This is a genomic window from Streptomyces sp. NPDC001770 (genome assembly GCF_053596135.1).
The window spans coordinates 92,228-110,074 of the sequence record NZ_JBSFFN010000016.1 but is presented as its reverse complement, the minus strand read 5'-3'; the positions used below and the strand labels follow the sequence as shown (position 1 = coordinate 110,074).

Genomic DNA, 17,847 nt, shown 5'->3' with positions numbered 1-17,847 from the left:
CTCGGCGAGGGTGCGGGCCGGGCTCAGGTCGAGCGGAGTCCGTGGTCCGGAGCGCGCCTCAGCGCGAGGTGCGTCAGCCAGGCCGTGCCGAAGGTAAAGGGGGCGGCGGTGTTCTCGGCGGGGCCGGGAACCACGGTGCGGACCAGTACGACGGCGAGCGGGATCCAGACGCCCAGCAGCACCCGCTGGGCGGCCGGCGTGTCCGGCGCGAGTCCGGCCAGGAAGGGCACGAGCAGCCCGGCCACGGCGAGCGGAATGGTGAGACCGGTGTGCTTCACCGCCTCGAACACCGTCCAGGCGAACAGGAAGAGCCCCAGCGCTCCCCAGGCGAGGCGGCCTGCCACGGACGGGGACTCCGGCCCGGCCCCGGCGGTCTCCCGGGTCATGCCGTCCCTCTCCGTATCGGGCGGTCGTGACGGCCGGACCACGGGTGGTCCGTGTGCGGGGAGTTCGCGTGGCCCGGGACCGCCGGCCACACCCGGGGCAGCGCACCCTCCGCGGCGCGGACCGCGGCGAGCAGCCACACGTCGGCTCCCCGGTCGGCCACCCACTGGAGGCCGACCGGGCAGCCGTCCCCGGTGAATCCGGCGGGAATGCTCGCCGCCGGGTGCCCGCTCAGGTTGAACGCCCAGGTCAGCGCGGTCGAGTAGACCTCGCCCGGCCCCTCGTGCCCGTGCGGCCGGTTGGGGGTGGTGGGCGTCAGCAGCAGTGGGGTACGCGCGAACAGGCCGTTCAGCACGAAGTCGTTCGCGCGCCGCGTCTCCACCGCCACGGCGTCGTCCGGCGCCCCGCCCCGTACGGCCAGCCAGGCCGGCGCCGGGTCCAGCAGCGCGCAGCCGCCGGGCACCAGCCGCACCACGCCCGCCGCCACCAGCCGGTCCACCGCCGCCCGCACCACCTCGGCCACCTCCGGATCGACCTCCGCGAAGCCCAGGTCCATGCTCAGCACGGCGGGCACCGGGAGCCGCACCGCCAACGGCTCGTACTCGTCGAGCACATGGCGCAGATACGGTTCCGCAGCCGCCGCCGAAGCGGCCAGCACTCCGGCCGACGCGAGCCCGGTGCGGTCCGGCGAGGGCAGCAGCCCGTTCGTCGTCTTCAGCCCGAACACCCCGCACCACGCGGCCGGCAGGCGCACCGACCCGGCACCGTCGCTGCCCGTCGCGAGCGGGACCATTCCCGCCGCGACCGCCACCGCCGATCCGGCCGAGGAACCGCCCGGAGTCCGGTCCGCCCGCCAGGGGTTGCGGGTCCGGCCGTACGCGCCCTGCCCCCAGGTCTGCCAGTACGTGCCCGGCCCCGGCACCGCCGTCGACCCCACCGGCACCCCGCCCGCGCCGATCAGCCGCCGGGCCGCGTACGAGCGGAGCCCGGCCGGGCCCTTCACCGCGAACGGCAGCCCGCCCAGCGGCAGCGGGGCCGCCGCGGGCTCCCGGGCGAGCGCCTCCCGGTGCCACACCTCGATGAACGCGCCGAGCGACGGATCGAGTGCGTCGATCCGCTCCAGTGCCCGCCCCACCGCACCCGTCCCGCCCATCGCACCAGTGTCACCCGTGCTCGCGCCGGTGTCCGGGGAATTCGATCCCGCGCACTCACTCCCGCGGCAGCGCCGCCTCCATCACCGCCCGCGCGATCGGTGCCGCGCTGCCGCCGCCGCTGATGTCCGCGCGGTCCGCCGCCGCGTCCTCCACCACCACCGCGACCGCCACCTCCGGCCGGCCGGCTCCCTCCGACTGCGCCCAGCAGATGAACCAGGCGTAGGGCGCCCCGGTGTTGTCCACCCCGTGCTGTGCGGTGCCCGTCTTGCCGCCGACCGTGACGCCGTCGATCGCCGCGTTGGTCCCGGTGCCGTTCTCCACCACGTCGACCATCATCCGCCGCAGCTGCACGGCCGTGGAGGGACTCATCGCCCGCCGGTAGGAGCGGGTGGAGGTCTGCGACACCGTGTCGCCGTCGTGCTTGGCCGTGCGGTCCACCAGGTGCGGCTGGGCGATCTCGCCGTCGTTCGCCACGGCGGCGGCGACCATCGCCATCTGGAGCGGGGTGGCCGTCGTGTCGAACTGCCCGATCGAGGACTGCGCCAGCTGGTCGTCGCTCATCTCCGTGTCGAAGTTGCTCTTCGCGACCCCCGAAGGAATCCGCAGCCCGTCGTCGTTGAAGCCGAAGCCGCCCGCCGCCCCAACCATCCCGTCCAGGCCCACCTCCACCCCCAGATGTGCCATCACGGTGTTGCAGGAGACCCGGATCGCCTCCGCCAGCGACGCCTTCTCGCAGCCGCTCGACTCGTTGGGCAGCACGGTGGACGTGCCCGGCAGGACGTACGGGGACGGGGTGTCGGTCTCCTCGTCCGGGTCGTCCACCACCCCGGCGTCCAGCGCCGCCGCCGCCGTCACGATCTTGAAGGCCGAACCGGGCGGATAGGTCTGCCGGATGGCCCGGTCGAGCATCGGCCGGCTCTCCGAGGCGTTGAGCCGCGTCCACGCGTCGGTCACCGCCGCGCCGGTGCCGGAGAGCCGCTCGGGGTCGTACGACGGGGAGGAGACCAGGGCCAGGATCTTCCCGGTCGACGGCTCCAGCGCGGCCACCGCGCCCTTGCGCCCGGCCAGCCCCTCGTACGCGGCCCGCTGCACCGCGTCCCGGACGGTGGTGACCACGTCGCCGCCGGGCTGCCGGCCCCGGGTGAGGTCGTTCCAGAGCGGCAGCGGGGCGAGCAGCGAGGAGGTCCCGGAGAGGATGCCGTCCTCCGCGTTCTCGATGAGGGTGGTGCCGTACGTCTGCGAGGCGTAGCCGGTGACGGGCGCGTACAGCGGGCCGTGGAGGTAGGTGCGTTCCCAGGCGAGCTGTTCGCCGGTGTCCGTGGAGCCGGTGACGGTGGCCGTCGCGTCGCCGCGGCCCGTGTGCACCAGGATGTTGCCGCGCGGCTGGTCGTAACGGGCGATCGTGTTGCGCCGGTTGGCGGGGTTGGCGGTCAACTCGTCGGCCTCGAAGACCTGGACGCGCGCCGCGTTCGCCAGCAGCGCCAGCAACAGCAGCAGACAGAAGGCGGCGGCCCGCCGGATGTACCTGATCACAGCTCGTCCTCCGCGATCGGGGCGATGACACCGGTCTCCGGCTGACCCGGGCGCGGGGTGCGGGCCTGGTCGCTGACCCGGATCAGCAGGGCCACGATGATCCAGTTGGTGACGACCGAGGAACCGCCCTGCGCGAGGAACGGCATCGCCATGCCCGTCAGCGGGATCAGCCCCATCACCCCGCCCGCGATCACGAACACCTGGAGCGCCAGGATCGAGGCGAGCCCGACGGCGAGCAGCTGTCCGAACGGGTCGCGGAGCGCGAGCCCCGCCCGGTAACCGCGCGCCACCATCAGCGCGTACAGCAGGAAGACGGCGGTCAGCCCGGCCAGGCCCAGCTCCTCGCCCGCCGTAGCCAGGATGAAGTCGGACTTCGCGGCGAAGCCGATCAGGATGGAGTGCCCGAGCCCGAGCCCCGTACCGAGCATCCCGCCCTCGGCGAACGCGAAGAGCGACTGCGCCAGCTGGCTCGGCCCCCGTCCCGCGTCGATGGTGGCGAACGGGTCCAGCCAGTCCTGCACCCGGCTGTGCACATGCGGTTCGAACGAGCCGACGACGAAGGCCCCGACCGCCGCGAGCAGCAGCCCGACCGCGATCCAGCCGGTGCGCCCGGTCGCCACGTACAGCAGGATCACGAACAGTCCGAAGAAGAGCAGCGAGGTCCCCAGGTCGCGTTCGAGGACGAGGACCCCGACGCTCAGCAGCCAGATCGCCACGATGGGGCCGAGCACGCGCCCGGTGGGCAGCTGCAGCTTCCCTACCGTGCGGCCGGAGTACGCCAGGGCGTTGCGGTTGGCCGCGAGGTACGCGGCGAAGAACACCGCCAGCAGGATCTTCGCGAACTCGCCCGGCTGGAAGGAGAACCCGCCGACCCGGATCCAGATGCGGGCGCCGTTCACCGCAGGAAAGAAGATCGGCACGATCATCAGCACCAGCGCGGTCGCGACCGAGAGATAGGCGTACCGCTGGAGCACCCGGTGGTCGCGGAGCAGCAGCACCACCACGATGAAGAGCGCCACCCCCAGCGTCGACCAGATCAGCTGGGTGGGCGCCGCCGTGTCCGAGGGGGTCTCCAGGTCGAGCCGGTAGATCAGCACCAGGCCCAGCCCGTTGAGCAGTACGGCGATCGGCAGCAGCAGCGGATCGGCGTACGGGGCGCGGAAGCGGACCGCCAGATGGGCGAGGAGCGCCAGCAGCCCGAGCCCCCCGCCGTAACCCGCGACGTCGGGCGGTACGGCCTCGTCGTGGGCGAGGCCGACCGCCGCGTAGCCGTAGACGGAGATGAGGACCGCCCCGACGAGGAGGGAGAGCTCCACCCCGCGCCGTCTGGGCAGCCGGAGCGGGGGCGGGGGAGAGTCCACCGTCGGTGCGGTCATGCCAGGAACGTAGCAAGCGCGGTGGGTTATTTCCCTTATGTCATAGTTCAGCGGTCACGCTGATGTCCCGGGGCCGACGCCGGTGCCGACCGGGGACGCGCCGCCGCCCGGGTCCTCGCGAGGCGAGCGGCCCGGGCGGCGGCGTGCGGTGAAAGGGGGTGCGGTGTCGTGCGGCGGAGGGGTGTGCTGTGAAGGGGCGTCAGCACCAGTCGGGGGCCGCGCCGATGTTCTCGATGTAGCGCGCGGAACCCCAGGCCCAGGTGCCGTTGGCCAGCAGGTACCAGCGGTCGTTGCCGTCCACGTCGTCGCCCCGGGTCTTGCAGAAGATGTCGACGATCGTGCCGTACGGCACCTCGCCCACGATCCGGCTGCTGCGGGTCGGACGGTCGCGGAGCAGCAGGCTCGGCCGGGCGACGACCCGCCCCCGGTACGTCACCTTCGGCGCCGCGGGCGACACCTGCGGCTCGGTCGCCGGCCTTCCGTGGTCGCCCGGCTTCACCTGGGGCTCGACGGCCGGCTTCCCGTGGGTGGCGGGCCCCCAGTGCCCGGGCGCCGGGTCGTCGGCGGCGACGGCGTGGTGGTGCGGGTGGCCCACCGGCTGCGGGAGGGGGCCGGCGGCGAACGTGGGGGCGGCGGCCGTCAGCGCGGCGAGCACGCCGGCGGCGACACCGAGACCGATGCGGCGGAGGGACGAAGAGGACATGCTGCCTCCAGAGAACGTGGGGGGCGTGCGGGGCCGCGGCCCGGGGGCCGCTTCCCGCACGCTAGGTTCGCCACGTCGCGCGCGCATAGAGTCGCTCTGGGTGATGTACGCGGACGGGGGACGGCCGATGGGCCGTCCGGGTGTATCCGCCGCCCGCCCGCCCCCGTCCGTGCGCCCCGGCCGACGGCCCGTGCGCCGGTGCGCCGCAAGGCCGCCGCGTACGGATCCGGCCGGAGTGCCGCGCCAGGGGCGCGGCGCCCCGGTGGCGTGCGCGCCTCAGCTGTTGTACGGGTTCTGGCCCGGAGCGTGACCCTGCTGCGGGGCCTGGCCCGGCTGGGCGGGGTGGCCGGCCTGGCCCGCCTGGCCGAAGGGGTTGGCGCCGTCCGGGCCCGCCGCGTACTGGGCCAGCAGGGCGTCCGCCTGCTCCTTGGCTATCTTCTGCTCCCCGCCGCAGAAGGTGCACTGCGTCGCGTACCTGACCGAGATCGGGAAGAGCGGGACGAAGAACAGGGTGAACTTGGTGACCCGCTTGCGGAGGGTGTGCGCGGCCGGGTTGCCGCACCAGCCGCACACCATCGTCAGGACGGCCAGCTGGTACAGGTAGCCCCGAGTGCCGAAAATGATCATGTCGTGTCTCTCCTTGTTGCCTTCGGTACGGTTGTGCCGCGGGCCCGTCGGCCCCGCCTCCCCGCGAAACGGCGTACCGGTCGATCCGGCACTCCGGTGGTCCGGCCGCCCCGGACGCGCGCCCGGCTCAGCCCCGGCCGCCGCCGTGGCGCAGCGCCTGCCGGCACAGCGTCAGCAGGCGTTCGTCCTCCTGGATGTCCGTTCCCGCGTACCCGCCGTCCCGGGCGTTGTGACGGCGTACGGAGGACAGCTCGGCGCGCAGGGCGTGCGCCGCACCGGACCCTGCCGCAGCCGCCCCCGTGCGCGCCAGCGTGTCCGCCACCCGGACGCGGACGTACGCGTTCTGCGTCCACGCGGCCAGTAGCACCGGCCACGTTTCGGCGGACCGCCCCGAAACCTTGCACAGTGCGAGCGCCGCGTCCACCCGTACCCAGAGATCGTCGTGTGCCAGCAGCGCGCGCAGCCGGGGTTCGGCCACCGCCGCCCGCACGCCGAGCCGGCCCAGCGCCTCGGCCGCCGCCCGCAGGTCGAGGGCCTCCGTCGCCGCCAGCCCGTCGAGCAGTACCGGGAGCACCGCGTCGACGTCGCCGGAGACCGAGTAGAGGGTGTCCGCCGCGTCGACCGCCTCGCGCGGGCCCGACCGCCGCATCAGTGTCTCCAGCTCCCCGACCGCGCCCCGCGCCCCCGGCCCGAACGCGCCGAGCGCCCGCAGCGCCGACAGCCGCACGTGGCAGGCCGAGGGCTCCCGTACGCCCCGCAGGACGCGCAGCACCTCGGGGGTCGCCTCGTCCGCGCGCAGTGAGGCGAGGGCGTCCATCAGCCCCATCGCGCCGTCGTACCCGGACGGCACCGGCTCGGCCTCCGCCAGTCTCCGGCGCAGCGCCCCGGCCAGCGGGGACGCGGCAGGACCGAGCGCCGCGACGGCGTGCCCGAGGTTGTGCGGTACGCCCGGCCCCTCCAGGACGGCGGCCAGCACCGGCAGCGCCCGGGGGTCACCGATGTTGGCCAGCGCCCGCACCGCCGGGTCGAGGCTCGACTGCCCGTAGTCCCACTGCCTGACCCAGCTCTCGGGCGCGACCGCGACCCGTGCCGCCAGCGCGTCGGCGGCCGGGGCGGCGAGCGTGTGGACGTCGGCCAGCAGGTGCGCGGCGGCCTCGCGGAGCCGGGGATCGGGCTCGGTGAGCTGGTCCCCGACGAGCCGCACCACCTCGTCGTACGGGCCACGCCACGCGCGGATCAGCCCACCGCTCATCCGGACCGCGTCCAGCCGCTGCCCCTCGTCGGGGCTGCACAGCTGGTCGGCCAGGAGCGCCACCCGGTCCTCCACCCGGTCCCCGAGTGCCCCGTGCAGGGTACGCAGCAAGTCGGCGGCCCAGGGGGCGCCCCGCCCGGCCGTCTCCGCCGCCTGGAGGGCGCGCAACTGGCCGATCAGCGTCGGCGACTGGGCGCCCTCCCGCGAGGCCGCCTCGGCCGCGGCCCGGGCGGCCGGGCCGGACGGCGGGTGCGCCGCCCGCAGGTCCCGCAGCAGAGCGGCGACCCTGGGCACGATGTCGACGGGGAGCGCGCCGGGCGCGCACCGCGCCAACTGCGCGAGGGCCGCCAGTCTCAGGCCCGGCGCGTACTCCTGCATGGCGAGCCGGCTCAGCCAGTGCGCCGCCGCGTCGGCCACCGTGTCGTGGCGGAGCGCGAGGCGGCCGGCCGCCTCCACGAGGGCGAGCCGCACCTCCTCGTCCTGCTCCACCGGCAGCCGCTTCCGCAGCAGCTCGAGACATCGCTCCGGTTCGGGGTGGAGCGTCGCGAGCGCCAGCGGAGCCGCGAGCCGCACGCCGCGATCACGGTCCTCCAGCAGCTGCACGAAGACCTCCGCACCGGCGCAGACGGCCGCCGCGGCCATCGCGTAGTTGGCGGCTCCCTCGATCTCGTCCTCGTCGAGCTCGTCCTCGTCGTCCTCGTCCAGTTCGATGCCGCCGATGCTGGTCAGCAGCTCGACGATGCTGCCGCGCTCGGCCACCGAGGGGTCGGCGGCCAGCTCGAAGAGGAACGGGATGCACGCGAGCGTGCAGGCGTACACGTCGCCCTGGTGGTGGACGGCGCCGTACATCCCGTCCAGCGCGCGTTCGCGTTGCGCCGGGTCCGCCGAGGCCAGCCCCGCCAGCAGCGCCGGAACATCGTCGGCCGGTCCGTAGGCATGCTGCATCGAGGCCCAGTCCACCTCGTCGATCCCCGAGAACACTCCGGCCATCCCCTCCCCGATCACGACGCTCAACCGCTGCGACGGCACATGACCGGAGTTGGTTCCCGGAACGGCCCACGCCCGCCTCGCACCGAGTCTGCCCCAGGTCCGCGGCGGTCCGCGCGGGGGACGGGCCTTTCCCGCCGCCGCAGGGCGGGGCGGTGGGAGACCTGTGGTGCGGGAGGTCCCGGAGGCGGCCCCTGGGGGCGGCCGGATGGTCCCCACGCGCCTGGCGGGCGCCGTCACGCGCCGGAGCGGCGCCCCCCGCGGCCCGCGGGCAGCGGACGGGCCCGGTTCGGGTTGATGAGCGGTCCGAGCAGGTCCCCGTACGTCTCCAGGCGGGCGGCCATGTCGCCCGCGAGGAAGACCAGCTCCTCCGGGGCGCCGCACGCCTCGATCTCCTCCCAGGTGACCGGCGCGGAGACGGCCGGTTCGGGGCGGGCGCGGAGGGTGTAGGGGGTGGCGGTGGTCTTCGCGGCCGCGTTCTGGCTGAAATCGACGAACACCTTCCCCGGACGCAGATCCCGCTTCATCCGGTGGACGACCAGATCCGGCAGCGCGGCCTCCGCCTCGACCGCGAGCCTCTTCGCGTACGCCGTCACCTTGTCGGACGGGGTGGGCTCCAGGGGGACCAGCAGATGGAGGCCCTTGGAGCCGGAGGTCTTCCCGTACGCGAGCAGTCCGTCGGCCGCCAGCCGCTCGCGCAGCCACCCGGCGACCGCGCAGCACTCGACCACGCTCGCCGGGGCGCCCGGGTCCAGGTCGAAGACCATCCGGTCGGCGGCCGCCGGTGCGTCCGCCTGCCACTGCGGGGTGTGGAACTCGACCATCAGATTGGCCGCCCACATCAGCGAGGCCAGGTCCTGGACCACGACCTGGGCCGCGTCCCGCTCCCCCCGGTGCGGAACGCGCGCCGTGCGCACCCAGGCGGGCGTACCGGGCGGCGGGTTCTTGGAGAAGAAGTGCTGGCCCTCCGCACCGTCCGGATACCGCAGGAAGGAGACCGGCCGGTTGTACAGATGGGCGAGCAGCGCCCCCGCGACCGTGGCGGCGTAGTAGTGCAGCACCTCGCCCTTGGTCGTGCCGGTGGCCGGGTACACCACCTTGTCCAGGTTGCTGAGCGCCAGGCGCCGCCCCTCCACCTCCGTGATCGGCGTCATACGATAAGAATCACATGAATCACCCGAAGTGTGCGCAATGCGCCGGAGTGGGCGGGGTCGCCGGGCGGGGCCGCCGGAGTCGCCGGGGCGTGGTCGTCGGAAGGGGTCGAGAGTGAGCTCCATGAGGTCCATCTGGAACGGCGCCATCTCGTTCGGGCTGGTCAGTATCCCGGTCAAGCTGATGAACGCCACCGAGAACCACTCCGTCTCCTTCCGCCAGGTCCACCTCACCGACGGCGGCCGTATCCGCTACCGCAAGGTCTGCGAGGTCGACGAGGAGGAGGTGACCTCCGCCGAGACCGGCAAGGCGTACGAGGACGCGGACGGCACCCTCATCCCGATCACCGACGAGGACCTCGCCTCGCTGCCGCTCCCCACGAACAAGACGATCGAGATCCTCGGCTTCGTCCCGGCCACCCGGATCGACCCGCTCCAGATGGACACCGCCTACTACCTCTCCGCGAACGGGGTACCGGCGGCGAAGCCGTACACCCTGCTGCGCGAGGCGCTGAAGCGCAGCGAGAAGGTGGCCGTCGCCAAGTTCGCCCTGCGGGGGCGGGAACGGCTCGGGATGCTGCGGGTGGCCGAGGACGTGATCGTGATGCACGGGCTCCTGTGGCCGGACGAGCTGCGGTCGCCCGAGGACGTCGTACCGGACACCGCGACCAAGGTGCGCGAAGCCGAACTCGACCTGGCCGACGCCCTGATGGACACCCTCGGCGGGGTGGACCTGGACACGCTCCACGACGACTACCGCGAGGCGGTGGAGGAGCTGGTCGCCGCCAAGGCCGCGGGCGAGCCGATGGCACCCGCCCGGGAGGAGGACACCGGCGGCAAGGTCATCGACCTGGTCGCCGCCCTGGAGAAGAGCGTCCGCGCGGCGAAGGAGTCGCGGGGGGACGAGGGGGCCGGGAAGTCCGGGAAGTCCGGGAAGTCCAGTGAGGACGGCGGGGACGGCGGGGACAGCGGGGACGGCAGAGTGGCCGACGTCCACCCCATCGGGCGGGCCACGCACCGCACGCCGACCGGCAAGAACGTCTCCCGCACGGCCGGCTCGGACTCCGGCAGGTCACGGCCCAAGGAGACCGGGGCGAAGAAGTCCACCGCCGAGGCGACGGCACGGAAGCCGGCGGCGAAGAAGGCTCCCGCGACGAAGACGTCCGGAGGGAAGCCCGCGACGAAGACGGCCCGGGGAAAGGCCGCGACGAAGACGGCCGCGACGAAGACGGCCGCGACGAAGACGGCCGCGAAGAAGACGGCCGCGACGAAGACGGCCGCGAAGAAGACGGCCGCGACGAAGACGGCCGCGAAGAAGGCTCCCGCGAAGAAGACCTCTTCCGCCGAGCCGGCCGCCAAGTCGTCCGCGAAGAAGACGGCGGCAGGCAGGAGCGCCCCGGGCAGGCGGGCCTCTCGTTCCTCCGCCTGAGCGCCCGGAGCGCCCTCGGCCGTGCTCCGCGCGGGCCCCTCAGGCGATGTCCGACGGGTCGATCGACGGCAGGTCCAGCGAGGGCGGGTCCAGCCCGAAGGGGTCGTCCTGCTCGACGACGTACGTGCACGAGGTGTAGGTGTACCCGGGCTCGATCTTCGAACCGTCCGCGTAGCTGTCCACGGCCGCGCTCGCCCCGGTCCCGTGCTTGTACAGGAAGTGGTAGTCACCGGCGGGCAGTTGCAGCCGCGCCTTCGGGTAGCTCTTCCCGCTCGCCTTGCACGCCTGCCGGTTACCGGCGGCCGTGCTGTCGTAACGCCCGCAACTCCCGCACGCCTTCAGGGTGACGCTGCCGGTGACCGGTCCGGTGTAGAGGACCTCCACCTCGTTGGGCGCGTCGTTGCTGATGACGAGCTCCATGGTCGGGCCGCCGGGCCGTTTCGCCGGTGGCAGCTTCTCCCCGGCGGCGGGACGGTCCTCGGCGATCTCGGCGGCTATCGAGATGTTCCGTGCCTGTCCGAGCCGCCCGTCGTCCTTGTACGTGTCGGCGAACCCGGTCAGCGTGGAGCGCGCCTCGCTGAACTTCTTCTCCCTGAACTGGTCCACCCCGCAGGCGTACACCCCGTCCCGGACGCCCCGGTCCGCGCGGGCGGCCGAAGCCTTGAGGTCGTCCCCGGTCAGGGCACCGACGGTCGCGCTCATGCTGCGCAGGGTCTCCGTCACCGTGCACGGCTCCGCGCCGCCCAGCTTCCCCGTCTCCTCTGCGATCCGCGCGTCGACGGCCGGAGCCACCTTCGCGGCGGCGGCCGAGTCGGGGAACGTCCGCTGCAGCTCGGCGAGTTCGGCCCCCTTGGAGACGGAGGCGACATCCGCGCCGTACGAGCCGAGCTCCGACAGCCCGCACGCGTACAGCGACTCGGACAACGGCTCGTCGGGCCACCGCGCGAGGCTGCCCAGCAGCTCGGCGTCCCCGCCCTTCGGCAGCGTACGCAGATAGCGCAGCGGCTCCAGCGCCATGCAGAAGTCCTTCTCGGCGTACGGGGCGGAGACCGCCGCGTAGTAGGACTTCAGCCGGTCCGGCACCAGCTTTCCGGCACGCGAGTCCGGGTGCTTCCGGCCGAGGTCGCGGTAGACGGCGAACGCCGAGGTGTACTTCGCCTTCGCCGTGGTGAAGGACTGGCCGGCCGCCGCCGCGACCGCCTGGTCGGCGGTCTCCAGCCGGTCGAGCAGCATCTCCTGCACGGCCTCGTCGCGCGCGGAGCCGTAGAGCGCCACCCCGCCGACCGGGACGGCCAGCAGCACCAGTCCGAGGACGGCGGCCACCACCGGCCGCCACGAGCCGGCGACCGCCGTGCGCCGCGCGATCCTCGCCGCGTCGGCGGCGGCCACCACGAGCACGACGAGGTAGGCGACGAGCACGCCGCCCGACACCCCGTCGGGCTCCGCGGGCAGGACCGTGAGCAGCAGCAGGCCCGTTGCGGCGAGGCAGAGGGCGGCGCGGATCCAGCGGCGGACGAGGAGATGGCCGAGCCCGAGGCCGCTGAGGTTGAGCAGCCCGGCAGCGGCGGCGCGCAGCCCGGCACCCGGCGGGGGAGGCCCGGCGGGCACGGTCGGCGACGGCAGCCCGGCGAACGGCGGCAGCGGCGGGGGAGGCGGCGGGGACGAGGGAGGCAGCGGCGGGTGCGGCGGTACGGGCGGAGGCCCGGACGGAGGCGGCGGTACGTCCGCCGGTCCGCCCGGTCCGGAGCTCCACGCGGCCGTCGGCCCCGATCCCGGCCCGGACCCCGATCCCGGCCCGGACCCCGATCCCGGCCCGGACCCCGATCCCGGCCCGGACCCCGATCCCGGCCCGGACCCCGGGCTCGGATCAGGCCCCGAAGCGCCGTCGTGCGGGTGTGCGCGTCCTTCGTCCGACTCCATACGGTCCCCCCACCGTCGAGCCCTTGCGGTCACCCTCAGTCTTTCCCGTTTCGCCCTCGTCCACGCGCGAACCGGACGGTTCGTCATGGTCCGTGCGGCGCCGCCCAGCTCAGGCGTGATGTGCCAACTCCTGTGCTTCGGAGCCGAATCAGCGCCGAATCAGTACCGATTCGGCGCCGCGTCAGCGCCTCATCAGGGCGAACACCCCCCAGCCGAGGTACTCGCGCTCGTACCGGGCGTAGCGGACGGGGTCGGTGGTGAGCTCCGCGCGTACCTGGGCGGCCAGTTCGTCCTCAGGGTTCCGGTCCAGCCAGCTGCGGAGGTTGAGCCACTGCGCCGCCCGGTACCGGTCCCAGCCGTTCTCGTCCGCCAGCACCATCTCCACCACGTCGTAACCGAGTTCGCCGAACCGCCCGAGCAGCCCGGGAAGCGCCAGGAAGTCGGCCGGGCTGCTCGCGTGGCAGCCCTCGACGATCTCCTGGTCCGCGGGTTCCCGGCGCCGGAACGGCTCGCCGATCAGCATCAGGCCGCCCGGCCGCAGGCTGCGGGCCAGCAGCTCCACCGTTCCGTCCAGACCCCCGCCGATCCAGGTCGCCCCGACGCAGGCGGCGAGGTCGACGGGTACGTCCGCGACATGCCCGGAGGCGTCGCCGTGCACGAACTCCACCCGGTCCGCCACCCCGAGTTCCGCCGCGCGGGCGCGTGCCTGGGCGGTGAACACGGTGCTGATGTCGACGCCGGTACCGGTGATCCGGTGGTCACGCGCCCAGGTACAGAGCAACTCGCCGGTTCCGCTGGCGAGATCGAGCGCACGGATTCCCGGTTCCAGGCGCAGGGCTCGGCCCAGGGCCGCCAACGCGTCGGCCGTGAACGGGTTGTGGATGCGGTGGCTGCTCTCGCGGATGGTGAAGATACGGGGGAGGTCCACGGGCGGCTCCTCTCTTCTCGGGCGCGGCGGGCGCGGCGGGCGCGGCGGGCGCGGCGGGTACGGCGGGTACGGAGACGGCGGGCCGTCCGGGCGGGGACAGTCCTACGGGCGGCCCGCGCCGCGTGTCCACCGGATTTCGACCCCCCGCGCCTGCACCGTGCCCACCTCGTTCCGCTCCGCGCGTCTTTCGCCCCGGCCCCGCGCCGTCCGTGTTCTGCCGCGCGCGATCCGGCCCGAGCCGGTATCGTCCTGCGTGCCGCGACTGGCGTGCGCCCCACGGGGCGTTGCGTGGAAACGACCACGAGGAAGCGGCGCGCTCCGGCCCGTCCGGAGGACCACCGCCGGAGGCCGTCCGCCTGGGCATCCGGGTCCGAGCCGCACGACGCGGCCGACCCGGGAGAGTCTCGTGACCGTACCCGTACACGCATCCGAAACCGCCGTATCCGCACCGCCCTTCGACGGGACGGCCACCTCGGCGGCCACCGCGGCGCCCTCCGCCGGCCGCCCGGCGCTCGCCGCCGCCGACCCCGTACTCGCCCGGCTGATCGACGCGGAGGAGCGGCTCCAGGCCGACACCCTGCGTCTCATCGCCAGTGAGAACTACGTCTCGGCCGCCGTGCTGGAGGCATCCGGCACGGTCCTCCAGAACAAGTATTCCGAGGGCTACCCCGGCCGCCGGTACTACGAGGGCCAGCAGGTCGTCGACCAGGTGGAGCGGCTGGCCGTCGAGCGCGCCAAGGCCCTCTTCGGCATGGACCACGCCAATGTGCAGCCGTACTCGGGCTCCCCGGCCAACCTCGCCGTCTACCTCGCGTTCTGCGCACCCGGCGACACCGTCCTCGGCATGGGCCTGCCGATGGGCGGCCACCTCACCCACGGCTGGGGCGTCTCCGCCACCGGCACCTGGTTCCGGGGCGTGGGCTACGGCGTGCGCCGCGACATAGGGCGGGTCGACCTGGACGAGGTGCGCGACCTGGCCCTCGCCGAACGCCCCAAGGTGATCTTCTGCGGCGGTACGGCGGTGCCCCGCACCATCGACTTCGCGGGCTTCGCCGAGATCGCCCGCGAGACCGGTGCGGTGCTGGTCGCCGACATCGCCCACATCGCCGGGCTGATCGCCGGTGGGGCGCACCCCTCGCCGGCCCCGTACGCCGACGTCGTCTCCACCACCACGCACAAGACGCTGCGTGGGCCGCGCGGCGCGATGCTGCTCAGCACGGCCGAGCACGCCCGCGCCCTCGACCGGGCGGTGTTCCCGGGGCTCCAGGGCGGTCCGCACAACCACACCACCGCCGCGATCGCGGTCGCGCTCGGCGAGGCCGCACGGCCGGACTTCTCCGGCTACGCCCACCAGGTGGTCGCCAACGCCCGCCTCCTCGGCGACGAACTGGCCGGGCGGGGCTTCGACCTCGTCTCCGGCGGCACCGACAACCACCTGCTGCTGATCGACCTCACCGGCAAGGACGTGCCCGGCAAGGTCGCGGCCAAGGTGCTGGACCGCGCGGGCATCGTGGTGAACCACAACTCCGTGCCGTACGACACCCGCAAGCCCTTCGACCCGTCGGGCATCCGCATCGGCACCCCCGCGCTCACCAGCCGCGGCGTCCCGGCCTCCGCCATGGCGGACGTGGCGGCCTGGATCGACGCCGCGGTCGACGCGGCGCGCACCGGCGACGAGAGCGTGGTCGCCCGGGTCCGCGGCGAGGTCAAGGAGCTGATGGACGCCCATCCGGCACCGGGGCTGCCGCTCGCCTGACCCGCCGCGCGCGGAGGCGGTACGGGGGCTCAGGGCCTTTCGCCCCGGCCCCCGACGGGCCTCCGTACCGCCTCCGCGCCCCCGTCCGGAAAAATCGGTTCGCCCCTTCGCTTGCCGAAGAAGCGTCTCTGCGGCCAATGTCCTCGCAGGCACAGGCCGTCCAGAAAAGAGACACAACATGCACACCAACCCCCCCGCCGGCACCGCTCCCTCCCCCGAGCCCGCCGCCACCGCCGCGCGCTGCCCGTTCCGGCTCGACCCCTCCGGTACGGACATCCAGGGCGAGGCCGCCCGGATCCGCGCGGGCGGATCCGCCACCCGGATCGAACTGCCGGAAGGCGTTCCCGCCTGGGCCGTCGCCGACCCTGCCGTCATCACCCGGCTGCTCACCTCCCCCGACGTCTCCAAGGACGCCGCCCAGCACTGGCCCGCCTGGATCGACGGCGAGGTCGGCCCCGACTGGTCGCTGGCCCTCTGGGTCTCCATACGCAGCATGTTCACGGCGTACGGCCCCGCCCACACCCGCCTGCGCAAGCTCGTCTCCGGCGCCTTCACCGCCCACCGCACCAAGGCCCTGGCCCCCGTCGTCACCCGCATCGCCGAGGAGTTGCTCGACGAGATCGAGGCCCTGCCCGCGGGTGAACCGGTGGACCTGCGCGCCCGGTACGCCGGACCGCTGCCCGCCCGCGTCATCTGCGAGCTGTTCGGCGTACCGCTGACCAGCCGCGACCGGCTCTGCACCCTCTTCGACGCCCTGTTCAGCACCGCGACCCCGGCCGAGGAAGTACGCGCCCACGCCGGGGAGCTGTACGGCATCCTCCACGAACTCGTCGCCCTCAAGCGGGAGACCCCCGGCGACGACCTCACCACCGCCCTGGTCGCCATCCAGCGCGACGGACTGGCCTCCGGCGCGCCGGACCCCCTGGACGACCAGGAACTGCTCGACACCCTCGTCCACTTCCTGTCGGCCGGGTACGAGACCACCATCAACCTGATCGACCACGCCACCCACGCCCTGCTCACCCACCCCGACCAGCTCGAACTGATCCGCGCCGGCAAGGCCGAATGGGCCGACGCGATCGAGGAGACCCTGCGCTGGGAACCGGCCGCGGCCAACCTCATGCTCCGCTACGCCGTCGAGGACATCGACCTCGGCGACGTGGTCGTGCCCAAGGGCGACGCCCTCGTCATGGCCGTCGCCGGCGCGGGCCGCGACACGGATCTGCACGGACCGGACGCCGACCGGTTCGACCTCACCCGGGCCACCCGCCGCGACCATCTCGCCTTCGGCCACGGCGTCCACCACTGCATCGGGGCGCCGCTGGCCCGGATGGAGGGCGTCACCGCCCTGTCCGCGCTCTTCGCCCGGTTCCCCGGACTGGCGCTCGCCGTCCCGTCCTCGGAGCTGCGCCCGGTGAAGTCCTTCATCTCCAACGGCCACCAGGAACTCCCGGTCCTGCCGCACGGGCGCCCCTGAGGGCCCGGAAGCCGGTGGCGTACGGACCACGGGACCCGCCCGTCCGCCCGTCCGCCACCGGCCCCGGAACCTCACCCGCCCGTCACTCCGGTACGGCGACGGGCGAGGCCAGCCCTTCCACCAGGCTGCGGAACACCACCTTCCCGCGCTGCGTCCCGGTCACCTCCACCACGGTCCTGTCCGCGCCGCCGCCCCCGTCCGGAGCACCGCCCAAGGACGCCCCCGGCAGCGGAACTTCGCGGGCGTCGATCCAGCACGGCGCGTCGAACTCGATGTACCGGAACGTACGCATGTCGGTGGTGAGCGGGCACCACGACCGGTCGCCCGCACCCGCGACGACGGCGTGCGCGGCCTGCTGGCTCGCCTCCATGGCCACGAGCCCCGGCACATGGTCGACCGGGTGGTCCATCAGCGCCGGATGGCCCGTGTCGGCGATCAACTCCCAGCGGTGCGGGTGGTCCGAAGCGCCGAGCACCACCTCGTCCGCCGCCCGCCGCCCGGCCGGCGCCGCACCGGCCGGTGCCGGCATGACCCCGGGCAGCGCGGTCAGGTTCGAGCCGCGCAGCCGCCGGTAGACCCGGTCGGACACCCAGGAGAACCCGGACTCGCTCCGGACGAAGACCGACCCGTGCTGCTCCAGGGCGATGGCTATGCGGATACCGTTGCGCCCGGTCCAGGTGCAGACCGCCTCCGCGCGGATCGGCGACAGGTCCGTCGGCAGGCGTGGATCGGCGGAGTAGGAGATCCCGCTCATCAGGAACTGGTGCGCGGAGCTGATCTTGAACTCGGTGTGTGCGAGGCTGAGTCCGATCTGCCTCAGTGTCTGCGCGATCAGCATGTGGTGGTGCACACTTCCGAGTGCGGGTTCGAAGAAGACGTGCCGGCCGGCCCAGTCGATGTCGAGCGCGTACCTGTTCTCGGCGAGCCGGCGGTAGTCGCGGATCAGTACGTCGTCTGGCTGGACACGGTGGGCGTCCGCCGGACGGACCGAGGGTGTGGTGCCCGGTACGCCCCTTCCGGGCGCCGGGACCGAGGCGGTGGCGTCCGTCCTGAACTCGGGGACGGGCGGGGTGTGGTGGTGCTTCACGGTGTGGTGCATGTGCTCCCCCCAGGGATGAATGCGCACGTGATCAGTGGTGGTCGAGCGCGAATACGGAGCAGTCCGGGGCG

General features: G+C 73.9%; 14 protein-coding genes. 3 read left to right on the top strand and 11 right to left on the bottom strand.

Going from position 1 to position 17,847, the window contains the following annotated elements:
* Positions 1–23 precede the first annotated feature (23 nt).
* From ACWCSV_RS16860 to ligD, 8 genes are all read right to left on the bottom strand, one after another.
* Positions 24–386 (bottom strand): hypothetical protein, encoded by a 363-nt coding sequence (locus ACWCSV_RS16860; protein ID WP_451142828.1) that lies wholly within the window; start codon positions 384–386, stop codon positions 24–26.
* Positions 383–1,537 (bottom strand): amidase family protein, encoded by a 1,155-nt coding sequence (locus tag ACWCSV_RS16855; RefSeq protein WP_451142826.1) that lies wholly within the window; start codon positions 1,535–1,537, stop codon positions 383–385. The genes ACWCSV_RS16860 and ACWCSV_RS16855 overlap by 4 nt, the downstream gene beginning before the upstream one ends.
* A 55-nt stretch (positions 1,538–1,592) precedes the next feature.
* Complete coding sequence (locus ACWCSV_RS16850) at positions 1,593–3,071, bottom strand: penicillin-binding transpeptidase domain-containing protein (protein WP_451142824.1); 1,479 nt, start codon at positions 3,069–3,071, stop codon at positions 1,593–1,595.
* Positions 3,068–4,447 carry an FtsW/RodA/SpoVE family cell cycle protein gene (locus ACWCSV_RS16845; RefSeq protein ID WP_451142822.1) on the bottom strand — a complete coding sequence of 460 codons (1,380 nt, stop codon included), beginning with the start codon at positions 4,445–4,447 and terminating at the stop codon, positions 3,068–3,070. Before ACWCSV_RS16845 ends, ACWCSV_RS16850 begins: the two co-directional genes overlap by 4 nt.
* Before the next feature lie 199 nt (positions 4,448–4,646).
* Positions 4,647–5,150: an SH3 domain-containing protein gene (locus ACWCSV_RS16840; protein WP_451142820.1), complete on the bottom strand. Its 504-nt coding sequence runs from the start codon at positions 5,148–5,150 to the stop codon at positions 4,647–4,649.
* Between the two features lie 276 nt (positions 5,151–5,426).
* Positions 5,427–5,777, bottom strand: a complete 351-nt coding sequence (locus ACWCSV_RS16835) for a zinc ribbon domain-containing protein (protein ID WP_327177971.1) — start codon at positions 5,775–5,777, stop codon at positions 5,427–5,429.
* A 127-nt stretch (positions 5,778–5,904) separates the two neighbouring features.
* Positions 5,905–8,010 (bottom strand): HEAT repeat domain-containing protein, encoded by a 2,106-nt coding sequence (locus tag ACWCSV_RS16830; RefSeq protein ID WP_451142938.1) that lies wholly within the window; start codon positions 8,008–8,010, stop codon positions 5,905–5,907.
* Between the two features lie 242 nt (positions 8,011–8,252).
* The gene (gene ligD / locus ACWCSV_RS16825; RefSeq protein ID WP_451142817.1) at positions 8,253–9,170 is read right to left on the bottom strand and encodes a non-homologous end-joining DNA ligase; all 918 of its coding nucleotides are present in this window, start codon (positions 9,168–9,170) and stop codon (positions 8,253–8,255) included.
* Between the two features lie 121 nt (positions 9,171–9,291).
* On the opposite strand from ligD, the gene ku reads away from it, so the two are divergent.
* Complete coding sequence (gene ku, locus ACWCSV_RS16820; protein ID WP_451142815.1) at positions 9,292–10,596, top strand: non-homologous end joining protein Ku; 1,305 nt, start codon at positions 9,292–9,294, stop codon at positions 10,594–10,596.
* Positions 10,597–10,635: 39 nt separating this feature from the next.
* On the opposite strand, the gene ACWCSV_RS16815 is transcribed toward ku, so the two are convergent.
* Both ACWCSV_RS16815 and ACWCSV_RS16810 read right to left on the bottom strand, forming a co-directional pair.
* A complete protein-coding gene (locus ACWCSV_RS16815; protein WP_451142813.1) occupies positions 10,636–12,204 on the bottom strand; it encodes a hypothetical protein in 1,569 nt (522 codons plus the stop codon).
* A gap of 493 nt (positions 12,205–12,697) precedes the next feature.
* Positions 12,698–13,444, bottom strand: coding sequence for an SAM-dependent methyltransferase (locus ACWCSV_RS16810; protein ID WP_451142811.1), 747 nt, complete (start codon positions 13,442–13,444; stop codon positions 12,698–12,700).
* 406 nt (positions 13,445–13,850) lie between these two features.
* On the opposite strand from ACWCSV_RS16810, the gene ACWCSV_RS16805 reads away from it, so the two are divergent.
* Both ACWCSV_RS16805 and ACWCSV_RS16800 read left to right on the top strand, forming a co-directional pair.
* Positions 13,851–15,200 (top strand): serine hydroxymethyltransferase, encoded by a 1,350-nt coding sequence (locus ACWCSV_RS16805; protein WP_451142809.1) that lies wholly within the window; start codon positions 13,851–13,853, stop codon positions 15,198–15,200.
* Between the two features lie 178 nt (positions 15,201–15,378).
* Positions 15,379–16,677, top strand: coding sequence for a cytochrome P450 family protein (locus tag ACWCSV_RS16800; protein ID WP_451142807.1), 1,299 nt, complete (start codon positions 15,379–15,381; stop codon positions 16,675–16,677).
* A gap of 82 nt (positions 16,678–16,759) precedes the next feature.
* Here ACWCSV_RS16800 and ACWCSV_RS16795 read toward each other — a convergent pair whose 3' ends face one another.
* Positions 16,760–17,776, bottom strand: coding sequence for a ScbA/BarX family gamma-butyrolactone biosynthesis protein (locus tag ACWCSV_RS16795; RefSeq protein WP_451142805.1), 1,017 nt, complete (start codon positions 17,774–17,776; stop codon positions 16,760–16,762).
* Positions 17,777–17,847: the final 71 nt, after the last annotated feature.

Bases quoted from the DNA above. Each gene is read 5' to 3' on its own strand.
- ACWCSV_RS16860 (WP_451142828.1), bottom strand. From the start codon at position 386: ATGACCCGGGAGACCGCCGGGGCCGGGCCGGAGTCCCCGTCCGTGGCA.
- ACWCSV_RS16855 (WP_451142826.1), bottom strand. From the start codon at position 1,537: ATGGGCGGGACGGGTGCGGTGGGGCGGGCACTGGAGCGGATCGACGCA.
- ACWCSV_RS16845 (WP_451142822.1), bottom strand. From the start codon at position 4,447: ATGACCGCACCGACGGTGGACTCTCCCCCGCCCCCGCTCCGGCTGCCC.
- ACWCSV_RS16840 (WP_451142820.1), bottom strand. From the start codon at position 5,150: ATGTCCTCTTCGTCCCTCCGCCGCATCGGTCTCGGTGTCGCCGCCGGC.
- ACWCSV_RS16835 (WP_327177971.1), bottom strand. From the start codon at position 5,777: ATGATCATTTTCGGCACTCGGGGCTACCTGTACCAGCTGGCCGTCCTG.
- ligD (WP_451142817.1), bottom strand. From the start codon at position 9,170: ATGACGCCGATCACGGAGGTGGAGGGGCGGCGCCTGGCGCTCAGCAAC.
- ku (WP_451142815.1), top strand. From the start codon at position 9,292: ATGAGGTCCATCTGGAACGGCGCCATCTCGTTCGGGCTGGTCAGTATC.
- ACWCSV_RS16800 (WP_451142807.1), top strand. From the start codon at position 15,379: ATGCACACCAACCCCCCCGCCGGCACCGCTCCCTCCCCCGAGCCCGCC.
- ACWCSV_RS16795 (WP_451142805.1), bottom strand. From the start codon at position 17,776: ATGCACCACACCGTGAAGCACCACCACACCCCGCCCGTCCCCGAGTTC.